Below are 23,761 nucleotides of genomic sequence, written 5' to 3'. Positions count from 1 at the left end.
GCGTTTCTCGACAGGCGGGCGGCCTCATTCACGAGAGCCGCCCGTGCTATTTCTGACCGAATGAAGGGAAAGAGGCGCCTCTGATGTCAGGCACCTGGATGACGACTCGTGCGTGGCTGTTGATGCTGCCGCTGCTGGTGATCATGGTCGCCGTCATCGGCTGGCCATTGGTTGATACGGTCAGGCTTTCCCTCACCGACGCCCAACTGGTCGGCACGGCGGGCAACTACGTCGGCTTCGACAACTACACCAGGATGCTGACCAGCTCGAATTTCACCCGCACACTCTCGACCACCACCTGGTTCGCGGTTGTCTCGGTCGCCGCCGAAATGGTGCTCGGCGTGCTGGCGGCTCTCCTGCTCAATCAGGAATTCCGTGGCCGCGCCATCTTGCGCGGGTTGATGATCCTGCCCTGGGCGCTGCCCACGGTCGTCAACGCCACGCTCTGGCGGCTGATCTACAAGCCCGAATATGGCGCGCTGAACGCGGCGCTGACGCAACTCCACCTGATCGATGACTACCGCTCCTGGCTGGGCGAGCCGGGCACGGCGCTTGCGGCGCTCATCGTCGCCGACTGCTGGAAGAATTTCCCGCTTGTCGCGCTGATCGCGCTCGCCGCCCTGCAGGCGGTGCCGCGCGACATCACCGCCGCGGCGCTTGTCGACGGCGCCGGCCCTTTCAACCGCTTCCGCTTCGTCATCCTGCCCTATCTCGCCGGCCCGCTGATGGTGGCGCTGGTGTTGCGCACCATCGAAGCCTTCAAGGTCTTCGACATCATCTGGGTGATGACCCGCGGCGGCCCGGCCAACAGCACGCGCTCGCTGTCGATCCTCGTCTACCAGGAAGCCTTCTCCTTCCAGCGCGCCGGCTCCGGCGCATCGCTGGCGCTGATCGTCACCTTGCTCGTCACGGTGCTCGCCGTCGCCTACGCGACACTGGTCCGCAAGACCGCAGGGAGCGCGGCCTGATGGAACGCAAGAGCCCCGTCTTCACTGCTTTCGTCTATGTGTGCGCCATCCTACTTGCCGCGGTGATCCTGGCGCCGCTCGCCTGGCTCTTCGTTATGAGCATATCGCCGGCGGCCGACCTAGCCGCCAAACCGCTGCGCTGGTGGCCGCAGGCAGCCGACTTCTCCCGTTACGGGCAGCTTCTGTCGACCGCCGAAAACAGCGCCGGCGCGGCCTTCACCGCATCGCTGCGCAACAGCCTGGAGGTCGCCGGCATGGCGACGCTTGCCGCGATCCTGCTTGCCGTGCCTGCGGGCTGGGCGGTCTCGCGCACGCCGTCTGTCGGCTGGTCGCTGTCGATGGTGATCGCCACCTACATGCTGCCGCCGGTGGCGCTTTCCGTACCGCTTTACATGGGCCTGTCCTGGCTCGGCCTGCTCAACAACGTCTTCGGCCTGGCGCTGATCTATCTGACCATCCTCGCGCCCTTCACCACCTGGCTGATGAAATCGGGTTTCGATTCCATCCCGCGCGAGATCGAGGCCGCGGCGATGATCGATGGAGCGGGGCTGTTGCAGACCTGGCGTATCATCACTCTGCCGCTGGCCGCGCCCGTCGTGGCGACATCGGCGTTGTTCGCTGTGCTGCTCGCCTGGGATGAGTTCTTCTATGCCCTGCTCTTCACCTCGGACCAGCGGGCCAAGACGCTCACCGTCGCCATCGCCGATCTGGCAGGCGGGCGTGTCTCCGACTACGGACTGATCGCCACCGCCGGCGTGCTCGCGGCTTTGCCGCCGGTGCTGATCGGCCTCGTCATGCAACGCGCGCTGATCTCCGGCCTCACCAGCGGCGGCGTGAAAGGATAATGATGACTGCACAGAAGAAACGCCCGGCAGGGCTCGTCGCGATCGACCGGGAAATGGCGCGTCAGCATGAGGATGCGCTGGCCTCGTTCGAGAACAATCGCGAGGCAGCCGCCAAGGTCGCCGCCTCGATCAGGAAGAACGGCCGGCTCGTCCTGCTCGGCATGGGCGCCTCGCATGCCGTCGCCCGCGCGGTCGAGCCGCTTTATCGCGCGCACGGCATCGACGCCATCGCGCTGCCGCTGTCGGAACAGCTTGGACAGCCATTGCCGCTCGCCGGCAAGACGGTGATCGTGACCTCGCAGTCCGGCGAGAGCGCCGAGGTGCTGCGCTGGTTTGCCGAGACCGGCGGTCGCGCCGAAACCTTCGGCCTGACGTTGGAAGCCGGCTCGTTCCTGGGCCGGACGGTCCCTTGTCTCGTCGGCGCCGGTGGCACCGAGCTTGCCTTTGCCGCGACCCGCAGCCTGACCGTGACCTTCGCGCTGCATCTCGCCACTCTGGCAGCACTGGGCGACGATCCCGCCGCGGCCCTTGCCGCACTCAAGACCCCTGAGGCGATTGCGATCGATGCGGCGCTTGCGGCACTCGGCAATGTGGTGACCGTGGTCACATCCGGCCGCAGCCTCCAAGGCGTAGCTGAAGCGCTTGCGCTCGGCCTCACCGAACTGTCGCGCCTGCCTTGTTTCTCGCTCGAAGGCGGCCAGCTGCGCCACGGGCCAATGGAGATGCTGGGCCCAAGCATTGGCGTCGTGCTCTTTCGCGGCGACGACCCGACCGCCGACCTCGTCACCGCGATGGCTCTGTCCGTCGCTGAAGCCGGCGCGCCGCTGATCGTGTTCGACGCTTCGGGCAAACCGCCCATCGCGGGTGCCGTGACACTGGCCTTCAACCCCGCCACGGGCCTGGCGGCGGTCTTCGCCATGCTGCCGGTGGCGCAGCGCCTGATGATCGCCTTCGCCGACAGCCGCGTCGAGAATGCCGGAACGCCGGTTCGCACCACCAAGATCACCAGGAGCGAATGATGCGGCCGCTTGCGGTGATCGGCAACGTCAATGTCGACCTGATCGTCGGCCCGGTCGCGCCCTGGCCGAAGGCTGGCACCGAGACCGTCGTCGACCACGACGACCTGCGCGTCGGCGGCCAGGCCGGCAACACCGCGCTTGCCTGGCAGGCGCTGGGCATCGACTTCGAGATCGCTGCCAATGTTGGCGACGACCAGTTCGGCCGCTGGCTGCGCGAAGCCTTCGGACGCCGCGCGCAAAAATGGCCGGTTCGCCCCGAAGGCACGACATTGTCGGTCGGCATGACCCATCCCGATGGCGAGCGCACCTTCTTCACCACGCGCGGCCACCTGCCCCGCTTCAGTCTGGCCGACGTGCTTTCCATGCTCGACGGTGACCGGCTTGCCGGCGGCTATGCGCTGCTCAGCGGCTCCTTTCTCACCGATGACCTTACGCGCGACTATGGCGCGCTCTTCGACTGGGCGGAGTCGCATCGTATTGCCGTCGCGCTCGACACGGGATGGCCGATCGACGGCTGGAACGAGGCGAACTGCGCTGCGGCGCGCGGCTGGCTGTCGCGCTGCGAACTGGCGCTGTTCAACGAGGTCGAGACGACGACATTGGCCGGCCTGGCTAGTCCAGTGGCGGCCGCGCGCAAAATCCGCGACGGCATGAAGGACGGGGCGATCGTCGTGGTCAAACGCGGACCGGACGGCGCGATCGCCGTCGGCGCCGACGGCGGGTTGATCGAAGTACCGGCGCCGCGCGTCACGGTGGTCGACACGATCGGCGCCGGCGATGTCTTCAACGCCGCCTTCCTGGCCGCGCTGGCACAGGGCCGGCCACTGAAGAAATGCCTGTCCACCGCCATCCGCGTGGCCTCGCGCGCCATCTCAACCCTGCCCCGCGACTATGGCGGGCCGATCCACTTCGAGGATGCCGTCCATGAGCGCGCTTGAAATCCGCGACGTCCGCAAGAGTTACGGCAGCGTCGAGACGCTGAAAGGCATCGACATCGCGCTCGAAAATGGCGAGTTCCTGGTGCTGCTCGGCTCGTCGGGCTGCGGCAAATCCACCTTGCTCAACATCATCGCGGGTCTCGCCGAAGCAACCAGCGGCGACGTCCTGATCGGGGGCCGGTCGGTGCTTGGCGTGCATCCGAAGAACCGCGACATCGCCATGGTGTTCCAGTCCTACGCGCTCTATCCGAACCTCACCGTCAGCCGCAACATCGGTTTCGGCCTCGAGATGCGCAAGGTTCCCGCCGCCGAGCGCGACAAGGCGGTGCGCGAAGCGGCGAAGCTCCTGCAAATCGAGAACCTGCTCGATCGCAAGCCCGGCCAGTTGTCCGGCGGCCAGCGCCAGCGCGTTGCCATCGGCAGGGCGCTGGTGCGCAAGCCGCAGGTCTTCCTGTTCGACGAACCACTCTCCAATCTCGACGCCAAGCTGCGCCTGGAAATGCGCACCGAGCTGAAGCGCCTGCATGAGATGCTCAAGACCACGGTCGTCTACGTCACCCACGACCAGATCGAGGCGATGACGCTGGCGACGCGGATCGCCGTCATGCGCGACGGCCGCATCGAACAGCTGGGCACCCCGGAAGAGATCTACAACCAGCCGGCAACGCTCTATGTGGCCGGTTTCGTCGGCGCGCCGGCGATGAACATGCTGGAAGCCACCGTCGAGGGCGGCAAGCTCGCCATTACCGGCACGGATGCGCGTCTGGCGCTGCCGGCACGCTTCACAGGCGCAGCCGGTGACGGCGCCCAGGTCATTGTCGGCGTGAGGCCGGAAGCGCTCCGCCTCGGGCCCGGCAGCGGCACGGACCTGTCGCTACCGGTCGAGATCGATGTCGTCGAGCTGACGGGGCCCGAGCAGGTCACCACTGCCCGGATCGGAATCCAGAGGCTGACGGCATCCCTGCCGCCGCAAGCCCGGGTCGCGAAGGGTCAGCCATGCGCTTTCGTCTTCGACGCGGACGCGTTGCGCCTGTTCGATCCGGCAACCGGCAAGGCTTTCTGATCAACGGCAATCAGGCGCCGCGGTTCGCGGCGCCTGCGCCTGTCATCAATCGATGTCGAACGACACGCCTTGCGCGAGCGGCAGCGCCTTTGAAAAATTCACCGTATTGGTGGCGCGGCGCATATAGGCCTTCCAGGCATCCGAGCCGCTCTCGCGGCCGCCGCCCGTTTCTTTCTCGCCGCCGAACGCTCCGCCGATCTCGGCGCCCGAGGTGCCGATATTGACGTTGGCGATACCGCAATCCGAGCCGTCGACGCCGAGGAAGCGTTCCGATTCCTGCAGGTCGCGGGTGAAGATCGACGACGACAGGCCGGCGCCGACCGCATTGTGCAATTCGAGCGCCTCGTCGAATTCGGAATATTTCATCACATAGAGGATCGGCGCGAAGGTCTCTTCCGTCACCGGCGAGACTTGGCTGGGCATTTCGACCAGCGCCGGATGCACGTAGTAGGCGTCCGGATGACCGTTCTCGACGCGCGCACCGCCGGTCACCTTGCCGCCATGCGCCTCAGCTTCCTTCAACGCCTTCTGCATGTTGTCGAAGGCGGCCTTGTCGATCAGCGGACCGACCAGCGCCTTGCCTTCCAGCGGATTGCCGACCGAGACGCTCTGATAGGCCTTCTTCAGCCGCGGCAGCAACGCGTCATAGACGCTGTCATGTACGAACAGGCGCCTGAGCGTCGTGCAGCGCTGCCCGGCAGTGCCCATGGCGCCGAAGGCGATGGCGCGCAGCGCCATATCGAGATCGGCGGTGGGCGTCACGATGCCGGCATTGTTGCCGCCGAGCTCAAGCACCGCGCGGGCGAAGCGCTTGGCCAGCCGAGGACCGACCTCGCGGCCCATGCGGGTCGAGCCGGTGGCCGAGACCAGCGGTACCTTCGGATGGTCGACCAGCACCTCGCCGGCGACGCGGTCACCAATCAGCACTTGCAGCAACCCTGCCGGCGCATCGGCGCCGAAACGCTTCGCGGCGCGCCTGAAGATCGCCTCGCAGGCAAGCGCGGTCAGCGGCGTCTTTTCCGACGGCTTCCACACCACTGAGTCGCCGCAGACGAAGGCGAGCGCCGCATTCCACGACCACACCGCGACCGGGAAGTTGAAGGCCGAGATCACGCCAACCACGCCGAGCGGATGCCAGGTCTCCATCATGCGGTGTCCCGGGCGCTCGGTAGCGATGGTGAGGCCATAGAGCTGGCGCGAAAGACCGACGGCGAAATCGCAGATGTCGATCATCTCCTGGACCTCGCCAAGGCCTTCGGACGGGATCTTGCCGACCTCGATCGACACCAGTCGGCCGAGCTCATCCTTATGCGCGCGCAGTTCTTCGCCCAGCAGCCGCACCAGCTCGCCGCGCTTCGGGCCCGGCACCAGCCGCCAGGCCTGGAAAGCCTTGTGCGCGGCATCGATGGCCTTGCCGGCATCGGCGGCCGAAATCTGCTTCAGCGCCGCGATCTCTTCGCCCGTCACCGGGCTGCGCACGACGAGGTCGCCTCCGACAAGCGCATCCCCGGAAACATCGAGTTTCTCAAGAAGTGAAGCCGTTTCCTTCGCTAACGTCATTTTTGTTCCTTTCAGATCCCGCCTCTCATGGGACGGGCGTAGAAGCCATGCGCCATCTCTTGGACGTGCCGTCGGGCACGCCTGGGCGCTTTGATGGCGTGGCATTACTCGTTTCGGGCAAAAACCGCCACCCCGGCATGGTCCAAGGCCGGAGTGCGAAATTGGGCCAGAGGGAGAAGCTGGATTAGCGCGCCTTCTGGACCGATGACTTCCCGCTGCTTTCCTTGATCAGCCGATCGATATGCATGCGGATATGCGCCGCCTCGGCGGCCGTATTGGCCAAGGCGATGGCGCGGTCAAAGGCGACGCGCGCCTCCTCGTTGCGGCCAAGCTGCATCAGCAGCCCGCCCCTCAGGCCGAAGAAGTGGAAATAGCCCGACAAACGCTCTTCCAGCGGCTCGATCATGGCAAGCGCTGCCTCCGGGCCGCGTACCTTGCTGACCGCGACGGCGCGGTTCAGCGTCACCACCGGCGACGGCTGCATCTGCTCCAGCAGACCGTAGAGCAGGTCGATCTCGGTCCAGTCGGTATCCTCGGCCGTCGCCGCCCGCGCATGCAGCGCCGCGATCGCCGCCTGCACCTGGTAAGGGCCGGGCTTGCGGTGGCGCAGCGCCTTGTCGACCAGCGCCAGGCCCTCGTCGATCATCTTGCGGCTCCAAAGCGAGCGGTCCTGATCCTCGAGTAAGACGATCTCGCCATTCTCGTCGAACCGCGCCGGCGTTCGCGCGTGCTGCAGCAAAAGCAGCGCGGTCAGCCCCATGATCTCGGGTTCGGCCTGGAACAGCCTCAGCAGCAGGCGCGCAAGCCGGATCGCCTCTTCGCACAGCGGCGCGCGGGCCGGCGCCTCGCCGCCATTGCTCGAATAGCCTTCGTTGAAGATCAGATAGACCATCGCCGCGACCGCGGCGAGCCGCTCCGAGCGTTCGACCGCGCCCGGCGTCTCGAACGGCACGCCGGCGTCCGCGATGCGCGCCTTGGCGCGGGTGATGCGCTGCTCCATGGCGCTCTCGCCGACCAGGAAAGCGCGGGCGATCTGCTTGACGGTGATGCCGGAGACGATGCGCAGCGCCACCGCGATCTGCTGCGTCGCCGGCAGATCCGGATGGCAGCAGATGAACAGGAGCCGCAGGATGTCGTCGCGATAATGCTCGCCGTCGAGCCGCTCGGCCATGTCGCTTTCGGCGTCCTCCAGATCGGAGATCTGGTCCTCTTCCGGCATCGGCGCCTGCTTGGCGCGCTTGCGCACGGCGTCGATGCCGCTGTTGCGGCCGACGAAGATCAGCCAGGCCGCCGGATCGCGCGGCGGCCCGTTCTTCGGCCAGTTCTTGAGCGCCCTCAGGCACGCGTCCTGGAAAGCCTCTTCCGCGGCGTCGAGGTCGCGGAAATAGCGCAGCAGCGCGCCCATCGCCTGCGGACGGGCGTTGCTGATCGCCGTGCTTATCCAGGCAAGTTCGGTCATACGGCGACCTTCGTCGGATTGAAGACCGAGACCGGCCGGATCTCGTAGGAGCCGCCGCTCGGATTGACTTCGGAAAGCTCGCGGGCGAATTCGACGGCCTCGTCGAGGTCGCGGCATTCGAGCGTGTAGAAGCCGAGGAACTGCTCCTTGGTCTCGGCGAACGGGCCATCGAGCACGACTGCCTCGCCCTTGACCTTTCTCAGGGTCGTCGCGGCAGTCGTCGGCAAAAGGCGCGCCACCGGCCCGAGCCGGCCGGCCTTGGCGTATTTGTCCTGCACATTGAGGAGCTTTGCCATCACCTCGTCGTCCTGTTCCTTGCTCCAGGAGCAGACGACGTCTTCGGAGGCGTAGCAGAGGATGGCGTAGAGCATGGCAGGTCCTTTCCGTATCAAAGGACGCGACACTAGGACCCTTCCCGACACAAGGTCGATAAAAAAATTCGGCGGGCAATCACGGACTTGGTTGCCCCTCGCGCCTGGCCGTCAGGCGCCATGCGCCTGCAGCCATCTGAGCACCAGCGTTTCTTCCTCGTCGAGGCCGGGTATCAGGCGTTTGCGCTTGTTGGCCTCGGCCATTTCGTGAAGCAGGCGCCCCTTGGTCCACGCCTCGAACACCAGCGGATGGATGTAGCATTTGCGGCAGACGGCGCGGGTGTTGCCCAGCCGCTCGGCGACCTTGTCGACGACGCTGTTGATCGCCCGCTTTTGCTGTGCCTTGCTTTCCGGCAGTTCGGTCCCGGCAAACAGCGACGCGGCATGGATGGTGCCGCCCCAGGTGCGGAAATGCTTTGAGCTGAATTCGGCGCCGGATGCATCGCGGATATAGCGGTTGACGTCCTCCGAGCGCACCGGACGCCGCTCGCCATCCTCGTCGAGATACTGGAACAGCTTCTGCCCGGGCAGATCCTGAGCGCCGCGCACCACCTTGGCGATGCGGCGGTCGACCAGCTTCAGCTTCCATTCCTTGCCCGACTTGCCCTTGAAGGCGAAGCGCAGGCTGGAGCCGTTGATCTCGACATGGCGGTCGCGCAACGTGGTCAGCCCGAAACTCTTGTTGTCGCGTGCATAGGCCGCATTGCCGATGCGGATCATGGTGTTATCGAGCAGCCAGACCACCGAGGCGACGACGCGCTCCAGGGGCAGCCCGCGCCGGCGCAGATCGACATCGATCTGGCGCCTGAGGCCAGGCAGGCTTTCCGCGAAGGCGACGAGGCTGGAATATTTGACACCGTCGCGTTCCTCGGTCCATTGCGGATGGTAACGGTACTGCTTGCGGCCGCGCTGGTCCCTGCCCGTCGCCTGGATATGGCCGTCCGGATCGGGCGAAATCCACACATCCGTCCAGGCCGGCGGGATGACGATCGCTCTGATACGCGCAACCGTCGCTTCATCGACGGCCCCGCCATCGGCTCCCAGATAGGTGAATCCCGTGCCTTTCCTCAATCTGCGGACGCCGGGATCGGCATCCGTTACATAGTTGAGCGACGTGCTCCCGGCCGAGCCGCGGGTGCCGTTCCTCCGGTTTTCCTCGTCCCGCGCCGAACGGTCCGATGACGCTTGTGAATGCTGCAACATGCCGGCTCCGCGAAATGACCCGTAGATAAAGGCGCGCGCCGGTGACTTGTTCCAGAAGGGCGTCAGCCCTGGTGGTCGAGCGATAAATCCGCCATCCAGAGCCCGCCGTCGTCGGCATGGGCGGGAAAGTAACCTCGTCCGGCCGGTACGGCTTCGAGGATCATTCCCGCCTCGTCCGCCAGATAGTCGTAGCCGATCTGCTGCAAGCGGCGATGCGGATCGAGACGATTGTAGAGGTCGCGACGTGCCACGCGCCGCTTTGGCTCGATCATCTTCAGATGATAAAGATTGAGACCGCTGTCCCTGAGCCTGAAGCCGATATCGTCGGGAAACCAGGCGCCGTGCAGGTCCTGCGCGCGGTAGCGGTCGGGGTGAAAGGCGCCAAAAAGCCTGTGCTGCATCTTCCGGCCCCAGGGACCGTCGACCCGGTAGCTGGCCGGCGTATACATCTCCCGGCAGCGGAATCCCCAGGCGATGCGCCTGGATCCGCCGGTCAGTTGGCCTATGCGATCGGCGACCGCGATTTCCAGCCTTTCGTCGGGATCCATGGCCAGGATCCAATCGGCGCCCGCCTCATAGGCTGCGGCAACAAGCGCGCGCCGCCTCTGTGTCTCGCTGCTGAAAATCTCATTCGCGGCCCGATCGTCATAAGCGATCCAGCCGTCGACGATTGCGTCGAGGTTGGCGAGAAGGTCGGGCACAAGATGCGCATCATAACGATAGCTGAAGACAGCGACGATCCTTTGCCGGGACCAGAACCATCGGCCGCGGCGCCGGCGCGGCGGCTTCATCTCGACCGTCATCATGGGCGCCGACCCTCCTTGTCGGCATGCCACGCACCAACGGCAGCCCCCAGCGACTTGGCGAACAATACCAACCAGACGATCGGCAGCGACAGCATGGCGAAACTTCTATCCTTTTCAGCCAAGCCTTCCTTTGCGAGCTTGCCGACATTGTGTCGATCCCGAAATACCCCTGCGAAAATTCGCCGTGGTTTTTTGCCTTCAACGGATCTGAGGTAGGCGCCGTATCGTCGCCCGCGCCGATACTGGTCGGCAATCAGCCTGACCAGCCGTGTCTCGTTGCGGTGGACGGTGAGCACCGTGGGTTCCCACAGTGGCTCCATCGCCTTCGGCAATCTTACCAGGAACTCGGTGTCTTCCCCCGACCCCATTTGCTCATCGAACAGCCCATAGCGATCGAACAGCACTCGGTCGAAGGAAACGCCGTAGCGAAGCGCCTTGTCGTCAGGGAGGCCCGGCAGGCGTCGCATATACATGACGAGATGCGCTGCGCATGCTACCAGATTGCGCGGATGGCTATTTACAATCGCGCTCGCCACGGACGGGGCACCCTCACGATGACGCCGCAGTCTGGCCGCAGCCCACCCGGGACACGCCAGACAGTCATCCGCGAGAAAGGCGATGAAAGGAGCCTTCGTCGCCGCTATGCCGCGGTTTCTTGCGGCGCCGACCAACAGCCTCTGTTTGAATTCGATGACAGGCACGTCGAGTCCGGCGTCGGCGAGAAGCGCTTGTGCATTTCCCCCGCCGGAATTCACGACCACGATTTCAAGCGGGATGTCCTGGCCGAGCACCGATCTTACCGCCGCGACCAGTTCGCTCGGCGCCCGGAAGCTAATCACGACGACTGCGAGTTCCGGCCCGTCGGCCATCAGGCGCCTTGCAACTGGATTCTGAGGACCGGGAACCGGCGCCGCGCGGCGATTTTCAACCGGTAGCGCATACAGCGCCAGATGTCCAAGAAAGCCTTGGGGGCGGCTTCGGCAACTGTCAGGAATCTTGCGGCCGTCTCCAAGTCGCCTCGTGCGTAGTGAACGCGCGCGATCTTGAGCGCAACCAGTCCTTGTCTCGCCTTCAGTGACGATTTCGGAATGCCGCAGTCGCCCAGTTCCCGCAGCGCCAGCCGCCATTGGAGAAACCGTGACGCCGGCTCGACCATGAACCGATCGTCGGAGCGCTCCGATGAAACGAGGTAGACCATGATGGGCCGGCTTGTCACCGCGAGCGACGCTTTGCTCATCACGCGGGCCCAGAACAACGTATCCTCGTCATAGGGCAGCCCTGTCTGGAAGCGCGTCTGACCAATGGCGCGCCGCGCAACCAGCGCGCTGCCGACTGCGATCGACCGGATCCGCCCTTCCAGATAGGCGGAAGCGTTGGCGAGCCCCGCGGTGGTGTAGCCGTTCGGCATTTTGACGTGCCGATCCACGCCATCAGTTCGCCGGCGATAGGCGCCAACCACCATATCGGGCGTTGGCTGGATACCGGTCTCGGCCAACAAAGCCCGCAAGCCGCCTTCCAGATGAAGGTCGTCGGCGTCGATCATGTAGATCCAGGGAAAGCGGGCTTGCTCCAGCGCCAGGTTCCTCGAGCCGCCGGCGTCGCGGCAGCCCGACTTGATCACGCGCAGCGGCAAGGCAAGCCGCAACGCCGCTTCAACCGCGACGGCGGCGGTGTCGTCGGACGATGAATCGTCGACCAGAAGCACCTCGCCGATAATCGCTTTTTCCGATGCCAGGGAGGCGAGCGTGCGGGCAATCGTCCGGGCCGCATCATGTGCCGGAATGATGACGCTGACTGCTTCCAAACCTGTCTCCGCGCCGCAACCGATCCGCAAGCGGCCGCGATCCCCGTCCATCCAATGCTCACGATATCGGCCGCGCCCGGGCTTGAGAAGCGTCTATCGGGCAATCGGGATTGCCATCACACCTTTTCCATGGCGACCGGAATGACGTCGACCGCCTGCTCGCCGACCTGGCCACCCGTCGTCTTCAGCACGCCGACGATCGGCGCCACGTCGGAATAGTCGCGGCCATAGCCGACCGTGATGTGGTCGTTGCTCGCCCGCATGCCATTGGTCGGATCGAATTCCTGCCAGCCGGCATCGCGCCCGCACCAGACCTTGACCCAGGCATGCATGGCATCCGCGCCTTCGAGCCGGGGCTTGCCCTTCGGTGGAATGGTGCGCAGGAAGCCGCTGACATAGCCGGCCGGAATGCCCAGCCCGCGCAGCCCCGCGATCATGATATGGGAAAAATCCTGGCAGACGCCGCGCTTCAGCGCGAAGGCGTCGCCCGCCCGCGTCTGGACGGTCGTCGCCTTGCCGTCATAGGTGAAATCGCGATGGATGCGGTTGCACAGATTAACCGCCGTGGCTACCGCCGAGCCTGCGAGGCTGTCCCGCGCATAGGCCGTGATCGCAGCATCGATGCCGACATGATCGCTGGCGGCGAGGAAATGATGCGGCGCGGATGGCGACAGGGAGCGGACCGAGCCGAGTTCCTCTTTGAGCCGCTGCAGATCCGGCGAAACGTCAAGGCCGGGGTCCGGACGCGACACCGACACCCGCGCGGTCATCTTGATATCGAGGCCGTCGTGGACATCGCGAAAGGCGATCGAGGTGACGTTGTTGCCGAAGAAATCGAAAAAATCCGTGCGTTCAGATGGGTTTGGCACGAAAGACAGCGAGGCGACGACGACGCGCTGCACGCCCGCAATCGTCGGCGGCAGCACCCGCACCTGATGCCGGCTACCACCGGCCGCGGCGTCATAGTCATAGCTGAGGTGAAGCCTGATATCGTACAGCATGCTAACCGAAATAGGCTTTGGCGAGACTGTTGTAGAGATTGCCGATCTCGGTCGCGAGATCATCAAGCACATCCGCCGTCATGTCCGATGGTTCCCTCACTGCGATTGCAGTGTTGAGCTGCAGGATTTCCTTGGCGGCCGTCGACATATGCCCCTCACCGCCGATCGAAGGCAGCATGCCGATCTCGGTTTTCAGCCGCTCGAGCTGGAACAGGACCGAGCGCGGATTGAGCGGGTCGAGCGCCAGCAGGTCGATGACCGTTCGTCGCCCGGCTTGCACCGGATATTGCCGGCGGTGGGTCATGACGCTGTCGCCGATCTCCAGCATCATGTCGAGCGCGCCTTCCGGCGCCCCCTTCCTTGTCAGCCGGCTGAGCGTGCGGGCGATCTGGATGCCACGTTCCAGCCTGCGGCCGATCTCCAGGAACCGCCAGCCGGTGAAGCGATACATATTCTCGTGCAGCAGGCCCGAAAAGCCGGCGAGCTTGCGCAAAAGGACAGTCATCGCCCGTGTCGCATCATCTCCGGGCGCGACCGTCTGCGCGAACTTGTGAACAGTCTTCGAAAGATCCTTGAGCGCCAGCCAGCCGTCGGGCGAAAAACGGTCGCGTATCTGGCCCGCACTGTAGACGGCGCTATCCAAGGTGCCGATCAATCCCAGCGGAATGGCTTGGTCCACCTCGATGCCGAACGGCTCCAGGTAGTCCCTGATATCGGCAAGCAGCGGCATATCCGGATCGGACGTCTCGGCAAGCCGCACGTGATAGGCGCGAAGCACGCGCAACGTGTCTTCCGAACGCTCTATATAGCGCCCGAGCCAGGTCAGGTTCTCGGCCGCGCGGCTGGGCAAGCTGCCCGGCATCGTGCGGGTGAAACCCTCATGCTCCTGCGGCAGCAGCGTCTCACGCTGGACCGGCTTGTCGCTGACCACCCAGACGTCCGCCGCCTGGCCGCCGCGCTGCATGGCGATCGCTGTCGGGTCGAGCGAGAAGCCGACGCGGGCGAAGCCGCCGGGCATCACCGCCCAGCCTTCCGGCGTGCGCGCCAGATAGACGCGCAGGCTGGCGGGTCGAGGCTCCAGCATGCCGTCGACGAATACCGGCGTGGTCGACAGCGTCACCGCTTCCTGGCCGACGAAACCGGCGCCGTCGGTCTCGATGCGTGCGATGAGCTCGGCCCGCTCGCCGGCCGAGAGGGACGATCCGAGCCGGGTCGCGCCGTCATCCTCGAAGGCGAGCCGGGTCGACAGCGCCGGGCCGACCACCATGCGGTCTATGTTGGCCAGCACATGGGCGCGCTCGGCGTCCTGCCCGCACCACCAGGTGGCGATGCTCGGCAGCTTGAGACCATCGCCCTGCAGTTCCCGCGCGATCCTCGGCAGGAACGACAGCAGCGCCCGCGTTTCCATCAGCCCTGAGCCAAGCGCATTGACTGCCGATACCGTGCCGCGCCGGATCGCCTCGACCAGCCCCGGCGTGCCGATCTGCGATTCGGGCCTCAACTCCAGCGGATCGGCAAAGGCGGCATCGAGCCGCCGCCACAACACGCCGATCGGCACCAGGCCCGAAACCGTGCGCACCATCAGCCTGCCGCCGGAGACAGTCAGGTCCTCGCCCTCGAGCAGCATGATGCCGAGATAGCGGGCGATATAGGCATGCTCGTAATAGGTCTCGTTGAGCGGTCCCGGCGTCAGGATGGCGACGCGGCCGCCCGACTCCTTTGCCATGCCATTCAGCGCATCGCGGAAGCGGCGGAAGAAGCCGGCAAGGCGATGCACATGCATCTCGCCATAGATGTCGGACAGCGCGCGCGTGGTGGCGACGCGGTTCTCCAGCGCAAAGCCTGCGCCCGACGGCGCCTGGGTGCGATCGCCCAGGACCCACCAACCACCGTCCGGGCCACGGCCGAGCTCGAAGGCGATCATGTGCAGAAAATGACCGTTGGCGGGCCGGACGCCGGCGACCGGGCGCAGATATTCGGGGCTCGCCGCGATCAGGCCGGACGGCAGGATGCCCTTCTCGATCAGCCGGTTCGGTCCATAGATATCGGCAAGGATCGCCTCGAACAGATCGGCGCGCTGCACCAGCCCGGCGCTGATCTCGGTCCATTCCTTCTCGTCGATGAGCAGCGGGACATGCGCCAGCGGCCATTCGCGCTCGTTGGCGCCAGTCTGTTCGTAGACGCGATAATAGACGCCGGCATCGCGCAGATACTGGTCGGCGCGGGCAAAACGCTGGCCAAGCCGCTCCGCTCCAAGCTCGTCCAGCGCGTCGATGAAGGAGCGCCAGGCCGGGCGCGCATTGCCCGACGCATCGACCATCTCGTCGGCGATGCCTTCGATCGGCCGGTAGCGTTCCAGCAGGCTCCGCGCCCGCAGCCCGCCGCCCGCCCGTTTCTGATTCCCCTTGGCCATTGTCGATCAGAGTCTCGCCGGCCGCCTGAGGTCAAGGGTCATCGGGAACTCTTCAGAGACTTCTTCGTCACGCAGCACATAGCCGCCGGGCGTGTGGCCGCGCGGCTCGAAGCGGGCGAGGCGTCGGGCCTCGGCCTCGTTGCCGTTGACCGGGAAGGTGTCGTAGTTGCGGCCGCCGGGATGCGCGACATGGTAGACGCAGCCGCCGACCGAGCGGCCCGACCAGCGGTCATAGATGTCGAAGACCAGCGGCGTGTTGACCGGCAGGGCCGGATGCAGGCCGGAGGCCGGCTGCCACGCCTTGAAGCGCACGCCAGCCACCGCGACCTCGCGGTTGTCGGTGACCTTCATTGGCACGATACGGCCGTTGCAGACGATGGCGTGACGCTCCGGATTGAGGCCTTCCGTCCGCACTTGCAGCCGCTCGACCGAGGAATCGACAAACCGGACCGTGCCGCCGATCGCGCCCTGCTCGCCCATCACGTGCCAGGGCTCCAGCGCCTGCCTGAGCTCCAGCTTGACGCCGGCATGCTGAACCTCGCCGCAGAAGGGGAAGCGGAATTCGAGCTGGGCGGCGAACCATTCGGGGCGGAAGTCGAAACCGTTGAGCTTCAAGTCGTCCAGCACGTCGAGGAAATCCGCCCAGACATGATGCGGCAGCATGAAACGGTCGTGCAGTGAGGTACCCCAGCGCACGAAGCGGCCGTCGAGCGGGTTTTTCCAGGCGCGGGCAATGATGGCGCGGACCAGCAATTGCTGCGCCAGGCTCATGCGCGAATTGGGCGGCATCTCGAAGCCGCGGAACTCGACCAGCCCCAGCCGGCCGGTCGGGCCATCCGGCGAGAACAATTTGTCGATGCAGATTTCCGAACGATGCGTGTTGCCGGTCACGTCGGTCAAGAGATTGCGGAACAACCGGTCGACCAGCCACGGCAAGGGTGCCGCGCCCTTCTCCGGATGCGGCACCTGCGCCAGCGCGATCTCGAGCTCATAAAGCGAATCGTGCCGCGCCTCGTCGAAACGCGGCGCCTGGCTGGTCGGACCGATGAACAGGCCGGAGAAGAGGTACGACAGCGACGGGTGCCGTTGCCATTGCAGCACCAGGCTCTTGAGCAGATCAAGCCGGCGCAGGAACGGGCTGTCATTGGGCGTCGCGCCGCCGACGACGACATGGTTGCCGCCGCCGGTGCCGGTGTGGCGACCGTCGATCATGAACTTGTCGGTGCCGAGCCGCGACTGCCGCGCTTCCTCGTAGATCGCCGTGGTCGTGGCGACGCATTCCCGCCAATTGGCGGCGGGATGGATGTTGACCTCGATCACGCCCGGATCGGGCGCCACACGAATGACGTTGAGGCGCGGGTCATGCGGCGGAGCGTAGCCCTCGATATGCACCGGCAGGCCGATCGCCTTGGCGGCGTTCTCCGCCGCCGCCACCAGTTCGAGATAGTCCTCAAGCGCCTCGACCGGCGGCATGAACACGCAGAGTCGCCCATCGCGCGGCTCGACGGTGAGCGCGGTCCGCACCGCGCCGCCAATCTCCGTGATCTCCTGCTCGACACGGTCCTGCTGGCCGGTCGCGGCCGTGAAGGACACCGCCTGCTGGCGGCGCGCCATTTCATCGGCGCCTTCAGGCTCCGCCGGAGGGGCTTCAGGCAGGATAGCTTCGCGCGCCGGCAGCGGCCCGCGCGGCACGGACGGGTCGACCGGCACGATATAAGGGAATTGCGCCGGCGGCACATAGGGCAGCGTACCGAGCGGCAGGCGATAGCCGACTGGTGAATCGCCCGGCACCAGGAACAGCCTTCCCCGCCGCGTCTTCCATTTTTCCGAGCGCCAGCGCTGTCCGGCGGCCTGGCTGTTCCACCGCTGCACCGGCAGTACATAGCCCGACGGCTTGGTCAGCCCGCGCTCGAACACGCGCGCCATGCGGCTGCGCTCTTCCGGATCTTCCAGCTTGGAATTGGACGGATCGACATTGTCCGGCAGCTTGCCTTCCTTGAGCAGCCATTCGCCGGGGTCCTCATAGGCCTCGCTGACCATCGCCTTGTCGATGCCAAGCTCGCCGGCGATCGTCTTCAGCAGATTTTCGGCCTGCTCCGGACCGACGGAACCGCCGCCCTTCTCGCGGGCGATTAGGGACGGGTCGCGCCACACCGGCTCGCCGTCGGTGCGCCAGTAGAGCGAGAAGGTCCAGCGCGGCAGGCTTTCGCCCGGATACCACTTGCCCTGGCCATAATGGAGAAAACCGCCAGGCGCGAAGCGTTCGCGCAGCCGGCGGATGAGCTGGTCCGCCTTGTCGCGCTTGGTCGGACCGACGGCGGCGGTGTTCCATTCGTCGGATTCGAAATCGTCGATCGAAACGAAGGTGGGCTCGCCGCCCATGGTGAGCCGCACGTCTTCCTCGCGCAGAACGGCATCGACCTTGTTGCCGAGAGCATCGAGTGCTTCCCAGCTCTCATCCGAGAACGGCTTGGTGATGCGCGGATGCTCGGCGATGCGGTCGACGCGCATGTCGAAGCCGAAATCGACATTGGCGAAGCTCGCCAAGCCGGAGATGGGTGCTGCATTGCGGAAATGCGGCGTCGCTGCGAGCGGCACATGGCTCTCGCCGGTGAGCAGGCCGGAGGTCGGGTCGAAGCCGATCCAGCCGGCGCCGGGAATATAGACCTCGCACCACGCATGCAGGTCGGTGAAATCGACGGCGGTTCCAGGCGGCCCGTCGAGCGAAACCAGATCCGGCTTCAGCTGGATCAGGTAGCCGGAGACGAAGCGCGCCGCTATGCCGAGATTGCGCAGGATCTGCACCAGCAGCCAGCTGGAATCCCGGCACGAGCCCTTGGCCGCGGCGAGCGTCTCTTCCGGCGAGAAGACGCCGGTCTCCATGCGCACGATGTAGGCGATCTCGCGCTGCAGCCGCGCGTTGAGGTCGACGAGGAAATTGACGGTGTTCGTCGGGCTGCGATCGATGCTTTCCAGGAATTTGGACAGAAGAGGCCCAGCCGGTTCCGGCGTCCGGTAGATGGCGAGGTCTTCCCTGATCTCCTCGGGATAATCGAACGGGAAGGTTTCGGCACTTTCCTCGACGAAGAAATCGAATGGATTGTAGACCGTCATGTCGGCGACGAGGTCGACCTCGATCTTCAATTCCGTCACCGGCTCAGGGAAGACGAAGCGGGCGAGAAAGTTGCCGTAGGGATCCTGCTGCAGATTGACGAAGTGGTTTGCCGGCTCGACCTTCAGCGAATGGCTGAGCACCTTGGTCCGCGAATGCGGCGCCGGCTGCAGCCTGATCACCTGGGGACCAAGCACCACCGGCCGGTCGTATTTGTAATGGGTCAGGTGATGGACGGCTGCCAGAATTGCCATGGGGCCCCGGAGAACGGCGTTTCAACCGCCGAACCCTGACACAAATGCTGGGCATTCTCCAAGCAGAGATGTTGCGCTGCACCTAATTTAAGCAGCGTTGCCGGCTTAGAAAAACGCCTGAAGCCCCGTCTGCGCCCTTCCGAGGATCAGCGCATGCACGTCATGCGTGCCTTCATAGGTGTTCACCGTCTCCAGGTTCTGCGCGTGGCGCATGACGTGGTAGCCGATCTGGATGCCGTTGCCGCCATGCATGTCGCGCGCCTGGCGGGCGATGTCGAGCGCCTTGCCGCAATTGTTGCGCTTGACGATCGAGATCATCTCCGGCGCCATCTTGCCTTCGTCCATCAGCCGGCCGACGCGCAATGAGCCCTGGAGGCCAAGCGCGATCTCAGTCTGCATGTCGGCGAGCTTCTTCTGGAAGAGCTGCGTGCCGGCAAGCGGCTTGCCGAACTGTTTGCGGTCGAGACCATATTGCCGCGCCCGTTGCCAGCAATCTTCCGCCGCGCCCATCGCGCCCCAGGAAATGCCATAGCGCGCCCGGTTGAGGCAGCCGAACGGACCGCCAAGGCCCCTGGCGTTGGGCAGCAGCGCCTCTTCGCCGACCTCGACACCTTCCAGCACCACCTCGCCGGTGATCGACGCGCGCAGCGACAGCTTGCCGCCGATCTTCGGCGCCGACAGGCCCTTCATGCCCTTTTCCAGCACGAAGCCGCGGATCTCGTCCTTGCCGTTCTCACCCCTCAGCTTCGCCCAGACGACGAAAACGTCGGCGATCGGCGCGTTGGAGATCCACATCTTGGAGCCGGAGAGCTTATAGCCGTTGGCGGTCTTTTCGGCGCGTGTCTTCATGCCGCCCGGATCGGAGCCGGCATCCGGTTCGGTCAGGCCGAAGCAGCCGATCCATTCCCCCGACGCCAGCTTGGGCAGGTATTTCTTGCGCTGCGCTTCCGAGCCATAGGCATGGATCGGATACATGACCAGCGACGACTGCACGCTCATCATCGACCGATAACCCGAATCGATACGCTCGACTTCGCGCGCCACCAGCCCGTAGGTCACGTATCCGGCGCCAAGCCCGCCATATTCCTCCGGAATGGTGATGCCCAGCAGACCCGCCTCGCCCATCTCGCGGAAGATCGACGGATCGGTCTTCTCGTCGACATAGGCTTCCTCGATACGCGGCGCCAGCTTGTCGGCGGCGAATGCCGCCGCGCCGTCACGCACCATGCGCTCATCCTCGGAAAGCTGGTCCTCGATCAGGAAAGGATCGTTCCAGACGAAAGCGTTCTTCTCGGCGGCCATGGCCTCGGGCTCCCAGTATTTTTTGGATGTGCCGGGTTTATCCGCCTGCGCACGCGAAAAATCAAACGAAATTGCATCGTAGATCAATGAGCGTTAGTAATGGATCATGAACGTTCAGCGCCGCCTCTTGCCGAACACCGCCGCGCTTGCCGCCTTCGAAGCGGTGGCGCGGCTTGGCTCTTTCACCGCCGCCGCGCGCGAGCTCGATTTGACCCAAGGCGCCGTCAGCCGTCAGATCAACCTGTTGGAAGAACAGTTCGGTCGCCGGCTGTTCGAACGCGACAGCCGCAATGTCCGCTTGTCCGCTGCGGGCGAGATCTATGCCGAGGCGGTGCGCTCGGCGCTTGGCCAATTGCGCGACGCGGCGCTCGGATTGATGAGCAATCGGCATAGCGGCGCCTTGAACCTTGCCATCCTGCCGACCTTCGGCACGCGCTGGCTGATGCCGCTCATCCCGGATTTCGTCGCCCGCCACCCGGACATCACCATCAACTTCGCCACCCGCATCGGACGGTTCGACTTCGCCCGCGAGCGGCTGGACGCCGCAATCCATCACGGCATGCCCGACTGGCCGCACGCCGACTCCACGCTTTTGATGCGCGAAACCGTGCTGCCGGTGGTTTCGCCGGAATTCCTGGCCAGCCGCGCCATCGCCACAGCGGCTGACATCAGCCGCCTGCCGCTGCTGCATATGGCGACACGCCCCGGCGCCTGGAGCGAATGGTTCGAAGAGCAAGGGCTCGAGGCGCCGACCGGTCCCGGCATGCAGTTCGAGCAGTTCGGCACGGTCGCCCAGGCCTGCATGGCTGGTCTCGGCGTGGCGCTGCTGCCCGAAATCCTGATTGCCGGCGAATTGCAGCGCCGCCAGTTGGTCGCAGCGCCCGGCCAGCCGATGCAGAGCCGCAGCGCCTATTACCTGGTCGTGCCGCACGACAAGCGCGGCCATCCGCCGGTCGCCAGCTTTCGCGACTGGCTGCTGGGCCAGATCGGCAAGGAGCCGGCTGTCCTCGCGTGGTAGCTACTTGCGCTTCATCGCCTCGGCGAGCGCGGCACCGAACGCGCCCTGCGAAGGCCGGTCCGGCTGGCGCAGCGGTGCCGGCGAGCGCGGCGTGGGCTTGCCGCCGCCGTGATCGCGCTGGCCGCCACGCGGCGCGCCACCTTCGCCGCCATCCTTGCGCATCGACAGGCCGATGCGCTTGCGTTTGATGTCGACATCGACGACCCGCACCTTCACCACGTCGCCGGCCTTCACCACCTCATGCGCATCCTTGATAAAGCGGTCGGCAAGCTGCGAGACATGCACCAGCCCGTCCTGGTGCACGCCGATATCGACGAAGGCGCCGAAAGCCGCGACATTGGTGACGGTGCCTTCGAGCAACATGCCGGGCTTCAAATCCTTGATGTCGTCGATGCCCTCGGCAAAAGTCGCGGTCTTGAAGCCGGGGCGCGGATCGCGTCCGGGTTTCTCCAGCTCGGCGATGATGTCGCGCACCGTCGGCAGTCCGAAGCGCTCGTCGACGAAGACGCGTGGATCCAGCGCCTTGAGCGCGGCGCTGTCGCCCATCAAAGCGCGCACGTCGCGGCCGCAGGCGGCAACGATCTTCTTCGCCACGCCATAGGCTTCCGGGTGCACCGACGATGCATCGAGCGGCTCCGCGCCATTCGGGATGCGCAGGAAGCCGGCGCTCTGCTCGAACGCGCGCGGCCCGAGCCGCGCCACCTTGAGCAGGTCCTTGCGGCTGGCAAACGGCCCGGCCGTGTCGCGGTGCGCGACGATCGCTTCGGCGAGCGACGGCCCCAGCCCCGAAACCCGTGCCAGGAGCGGCGCCGACGCCGTGTTGAGGTCGACGCCGACGGCGTTCACCGCATCCTCAACCACCGCTTCGAGCGAGCGGCCGAGCCGGTACTGGTCGACGTCATGCTGGTACTGGCCGACGCCGATCGATTTCGGCTCGATCTTGACCAGCTCGGCCAGCGGATCCTGCAGGCGCCTGGCGATCGACACCGCGCCGCGCAGCGAGACATCCAGGCCGGGGAATTCAGCCGCTGCCGTCGCCGACGCGGAATAGACCGAGGCGCCAGCCTCGCTGACGATCACCTTGAGCGGCTTCGGCCCGGCGCCGGCCGGCAGATCCGACAGCATGTCGGCAACCAGCTTCTCGGTCTCGCGGCTGCCGGTGCCGTTGCCGATCGAGATGAGCTCGACCTTGTGCTGGCGGATGAGGGCGGCAAGTTCGGCCTGCGTGCCGCGCACATCGTTCTTCGGCGCGAACGGATAGACAGTGGTGGTCGCAACCAGCTTGCCGGTCCCGTCGACCACCGCCACCTTGACGCCGGTGCGGATGCCAGGGTCGAGCCCCATGGTCGGCCGCGATCCGGCGGGCGCCGCCAGCAGCAAATCCTTCAGATTGCGGGCAAAGACATGGATCGCCTCTTCCTCGGACCGCTCACGCAAATCGCGCATCAGGTCAAGCGTCAGATGTAGCGACAGTTTGATCCGCCAGGTCCATCCGGCCACTTCCACCAGCCATTTGTCACCGGGCAGCGTGCCGCCGATGGCATAGGCATTGGCGATCATGCGCTCGACCGGCTTCACCGGCGAGGCGTCGTCGGCATCGACCTCGATGTCGAGCGACAGCACCTCTTCGTTACGGCCGCGCAGCATGGCCAAGGCGCGGTGGCTGGGCACGCCGGACCAGCGCTCGACATGATCGAAATAGTCCGAGAATTTCGCGCCCGCTTCCTGCTTGCCGTCGACGACTTTTGCACGCAGGAAGGCGCGTTCCTTCATATAGGCGCGGAGCTTGCCGACCAGGTCGGCATTCTCGGCAAACTGCTCCGACAGGATGTCGCGCGCGCCTTCGAGAGCCGCCTTGGCGTCGGCCACCTCTTCCGTGACATAGGCGAGCGCGAGCTCCGCCGGAATTTTGGAGCGGTCGGCCAGGATCGCTTCGGCGAGCGGCCCCAGGCCGCGCTCCCTGGCGATCTCGGCCTTGGTGCGCCGCTTCGGCTTGTAAGGCAGGTAGATGTCCTCCAGCTCCGCCTTGGTGGCGGCCGCGGCGATCTTGGCTTCCAACTCCTCGGTCAGCTTGCCCTGTTCGCGGATCGAGCCGAGGATCGTGTCGCGGCGCGCATCGAGCTCGCGCAGATAGGCGAGCCGCTCGGAGAGGTCGCGCAACTGCGTGTCGTCGAGGCCGCCGGTGACTTCCTTGCGGTAGCGCGCCACGAACGGCACCGTGGCGCCCTCGTCCAGCAACCCGATGGCCGCGGCGGCCTGTTCCGGCCGGGCGCCGATCTCGGTCGCGATGATTGCTGCGATGCGCTTGATGTCCGATGCCATGCTGGTCCCTGTCGAAAAGAGCGGCGACCATAGGCCTGGATGATGGCTGCGCCAACCGCGCTGTTTTCAGTTGGGAGAGAGGTCCACAAAAAAGCACGCTGGAAGGTGCGATCGGATCGCTCTCCCGGCTACAGGTTGGGAAACGATTACCGAAGGTCGGCGCTGCCCCTACCTGCCTGCCGGCATCCTCTCCCCGTATAGTGACGGGGAGAGGGGTGCAGTCATCGCCGTTTTCGCCAATCGCCAGCGCTGCAGGAAAAGCGCCGAGGTCGCGGCCAGCCCCTTCTCCCCGTCACTATACGG

18 protein-coding genes are annotated in these 23,761 nt (G+C 65.6%); 6 read left to right on the top strand and 12 right to left on the bottom strand.

Features of this window, described 5'->3' with window-relative positions; translation table 11 throughout:
- The first annotated feature begins 83 nt into the window (after positions 1-83).
- Genes CK230_RS11005 through ugpC form a run of 5 tightly spaced genes read left to right on the top strand, consistent with a single transcriptional unit; the run spans position 84 to position 4,833 of the window.
- A complete protein-coding gene (locus tag CK230_RS11005; protein WP_095817194.1) occupies positions 84-968 on the top strand; it encodes a sugar ABC transporter permease in 885 nt (294 codons plus the stop codon).
- The gene (locus tag CK230_RS11000) at positions 968-1,813 is read left to right on the top strand and encodes a carbohydrate ABC transporter permease (RefSeq protein WP_095817193.1); all 846 of its coding nucleotides are present in this window, start codon (positions 968-970) and stop codon (positions 1,811-1,813) included. The genes CK230_RS11005 and CK230_RS11000 overlap by 1 nt, the downstream gene beginning before the upstream one ends.
- A complete protein-coding gene (locus tag CK230_RS10995; RefSeq protein ID WP_176480080.1) occupies positions 1,810-2,832 on the top strand; it encodes an SIS domain-containing protein in 1,023 nt (340 codons plus the stop codon). Before CK230_RS11000 ends, CK230_RS10995 begins: the two co-directional genes overlap by 4 nt.
- Entirely contained in the window at positions 2,832-3,770 is a 939-nt protein-coding gene (locus tag CK230_RS10990; RefSeq protein ID WP_095817486.1) for a PfkB family carbohydrate kinase, read from the top strand. Before CK230_RS10995 ends, CK230_RS10990 begins: the two co-directional genes overlap by 1 nt.
- Positions 3,757-4,833 (top strand): sn-glycerol-3-phosphate ABC transporter ATP-binding protein UgpC, encoded by a 1,077-nt coding sequence (gene ugpC / locus CK230_RS10985; protein ID WP_095817192.1) that lies wholly within the window; start codon positions 3,757-3,759, stop codon positions 4,831-4,833. Before CK230_RS10990 ends, ugpC begins: the two co-directional genes overlap by 14 nt.
- Positions 4,834-4,878: 45 nt before the next feature.
- On the opposite strand, the gene CK230_RS10980 is transcribed toward ugpC, so the two are convergent.
- The 11 genes from CK230_RS10980 to CK230_RS10930 all read right to left on the bottom strand — a co-directional run bounded on the left by CK230_RS10980 (position 4,879) and on the right by CK230_RS10930 (position 20,118).
- Complete coding sequence (locus tag CK230_RS10980; RefSeq protein WP_095817191.1) at positions 4,879-6,393, bottom strand: aldehyde dehydrogenase family protein; 1,515 nt, start codon at positions 6,391-6,393, stop codon at positions 4,879-4,881.
- 184 nt (positions 6,394-6,577) lie between these two features.
- Complete coding sequence (locus CK230_RS10975; RefSeq protein WP_095817190.1) at positions 6,578-7,852, bottom strand: RNA polymerase sigma factor; 1,275 nt, start codon at positions 7,850-7,852, stop codon at positions 6,578-6,580.
- A complete protein-coding gene (locus CK230_RS10970; RefSeq protein WP_095817189.1) occupies positions 7,849-8,223 on the bottom strand; it encodes a YciI family protein in 375 nt (124 codons plus the stop codon). Before CK230_RS10970 ends, CK230_RS10975 begins: the two co-directional genes overlap by 4 nt.
- A gap of 111 nt (positions 8,224-8,334) precedes the next feature.
- The gene (locus tag CK230_RS10965; protein WP_095817188.1) at positions 8,335-9,426 is read right to left on the bottom strand and encodes a DNA topoisomerase IB; all 1,092 of its coding nucleotides are present in this window, start codon (positions 9,424-9,426) and stop codon (positions 8,335-8,337) included.
- Positions 9,427-9,488: 62 nt separating this feature from the next.
- Entirely contained in the window at positions 9,489-10,232 is a 744-nt protein-coding gene (locus CK230_RS10960; RefSeq protein ID WP_095817187.1) for a hypothetical protein, read from the bottom strand.
- Positions 10,229-11,101 carry a glycosyltransferase family A protein gene (locus CK230_RS10955; protein ID WP_095817186.1) on the bottom strand — a complete coding sequence of 291 codons (873 nt, stop codon included), beginning with the start codon at positions 11,099-11,101 and terminating at the stop codon, positions 10,229-10,231. The genes CK230_RS10960 and CK230_RS10955 overlap by 4 nt, the downstream gene beginning before the upstream one ends.
- Positions 11,101-12,087: a glycosyltransferase family A protein gene (locus tag CK230_RS10950; RefSeq protein ID WP_245429880.1), complete on the bottom strand. Its 987-nt coding sequence runs from the start codon at positions 12,085-12,087 to the stop codon at positions 11,101-11,103. The genes CK230_RS10955 and CK230_RS10950 overlap by 1 nt, the downstream gene beginning before the upstream one ends.
- A 65-nt stretch (positions 12,088-12,152) precedes the next feature.
- Complete coding sequence (locus tag CK230_RS10945; protein ID WP_095817185.1) at positions 12,153-13,037, bottom strand: transglutaminase family protein; 885 nt, start codon at positions 13,035-13,037, stop codon at positions 12,153-12,155.
- A gap of 1 nt (position 13,038) precedes the next feature.
- Entirely contained in the window at positions 13,039-15,450 is a 2,412-nt protein-coding gene (locus CK230_RS10940) for a circularly permuted type 2 ATP-grasp protein (protein ID WP_095817184.1), read from the bottom strand.
- A 6-nt stretch (positions 15,451-15,456) separates the two neighbouring features.
- Entirely contained in the window at positions 15,457-18,816 is a 3,360-nt protein-coding gene (locus CK230_RS10935) for a transglutaminase family protein (RefSeq protein WP_095817183.1), read from the bottom strand.
- Positions 18,817-18,921: 105 nt separating this feature from the next.
- A complete protein-coding gene (locus CK230_RS10930; protein ID WP_095817484.1) occupies positions 18,922-20,118 on the bottom strand; it encodes an acyl-CoA dehydrogenase in 1,197 nt (398 codons plus the stop codon).
- A 106-nt stretch (positions 20,119-20,224) separates the two neighbouring features.
- Between CK230_RS10930 and CK230_RS10925 the strand changes: the two genes are divergently transcribed.
- Positions 20,225-21,136, top strand: coding sequence for a LysR family transcriptional regulator (locus CK230_RS10925; RefSeq protein WP_095817182.1), 912 nt, complete (start codon positions 20,225-20,227; stop codon positions 21,134-21,136).
- Here CK230_RS10925 and CK230_RS10920 read toward each other — a convergent pair whose 3' ends face one another.
- Entirely contained in the window at positions 21,137-23,458 is a 2,322-nt protein-coding gene (locus CK230_RS10920) for a Tex family protein (RefSeq protein WP_095817181.1), read from the bottom strand.
- Between the last annotated feature and the right edge of the window lie 303 nt (positions 23,459-23,761).

This window comes from Mesorhizobium sp. WSM3859, from assembly GCF_002295065.1.
Classification (GTDB): Bacteria; Pseudomonadota; Alphaproteobacteria; order Rhizobiales; family Rhizobiaceae; genus Mesorhizobium.
This window is presented reverse-complemented; position numbering and strand designations above follow the sequence as displayed.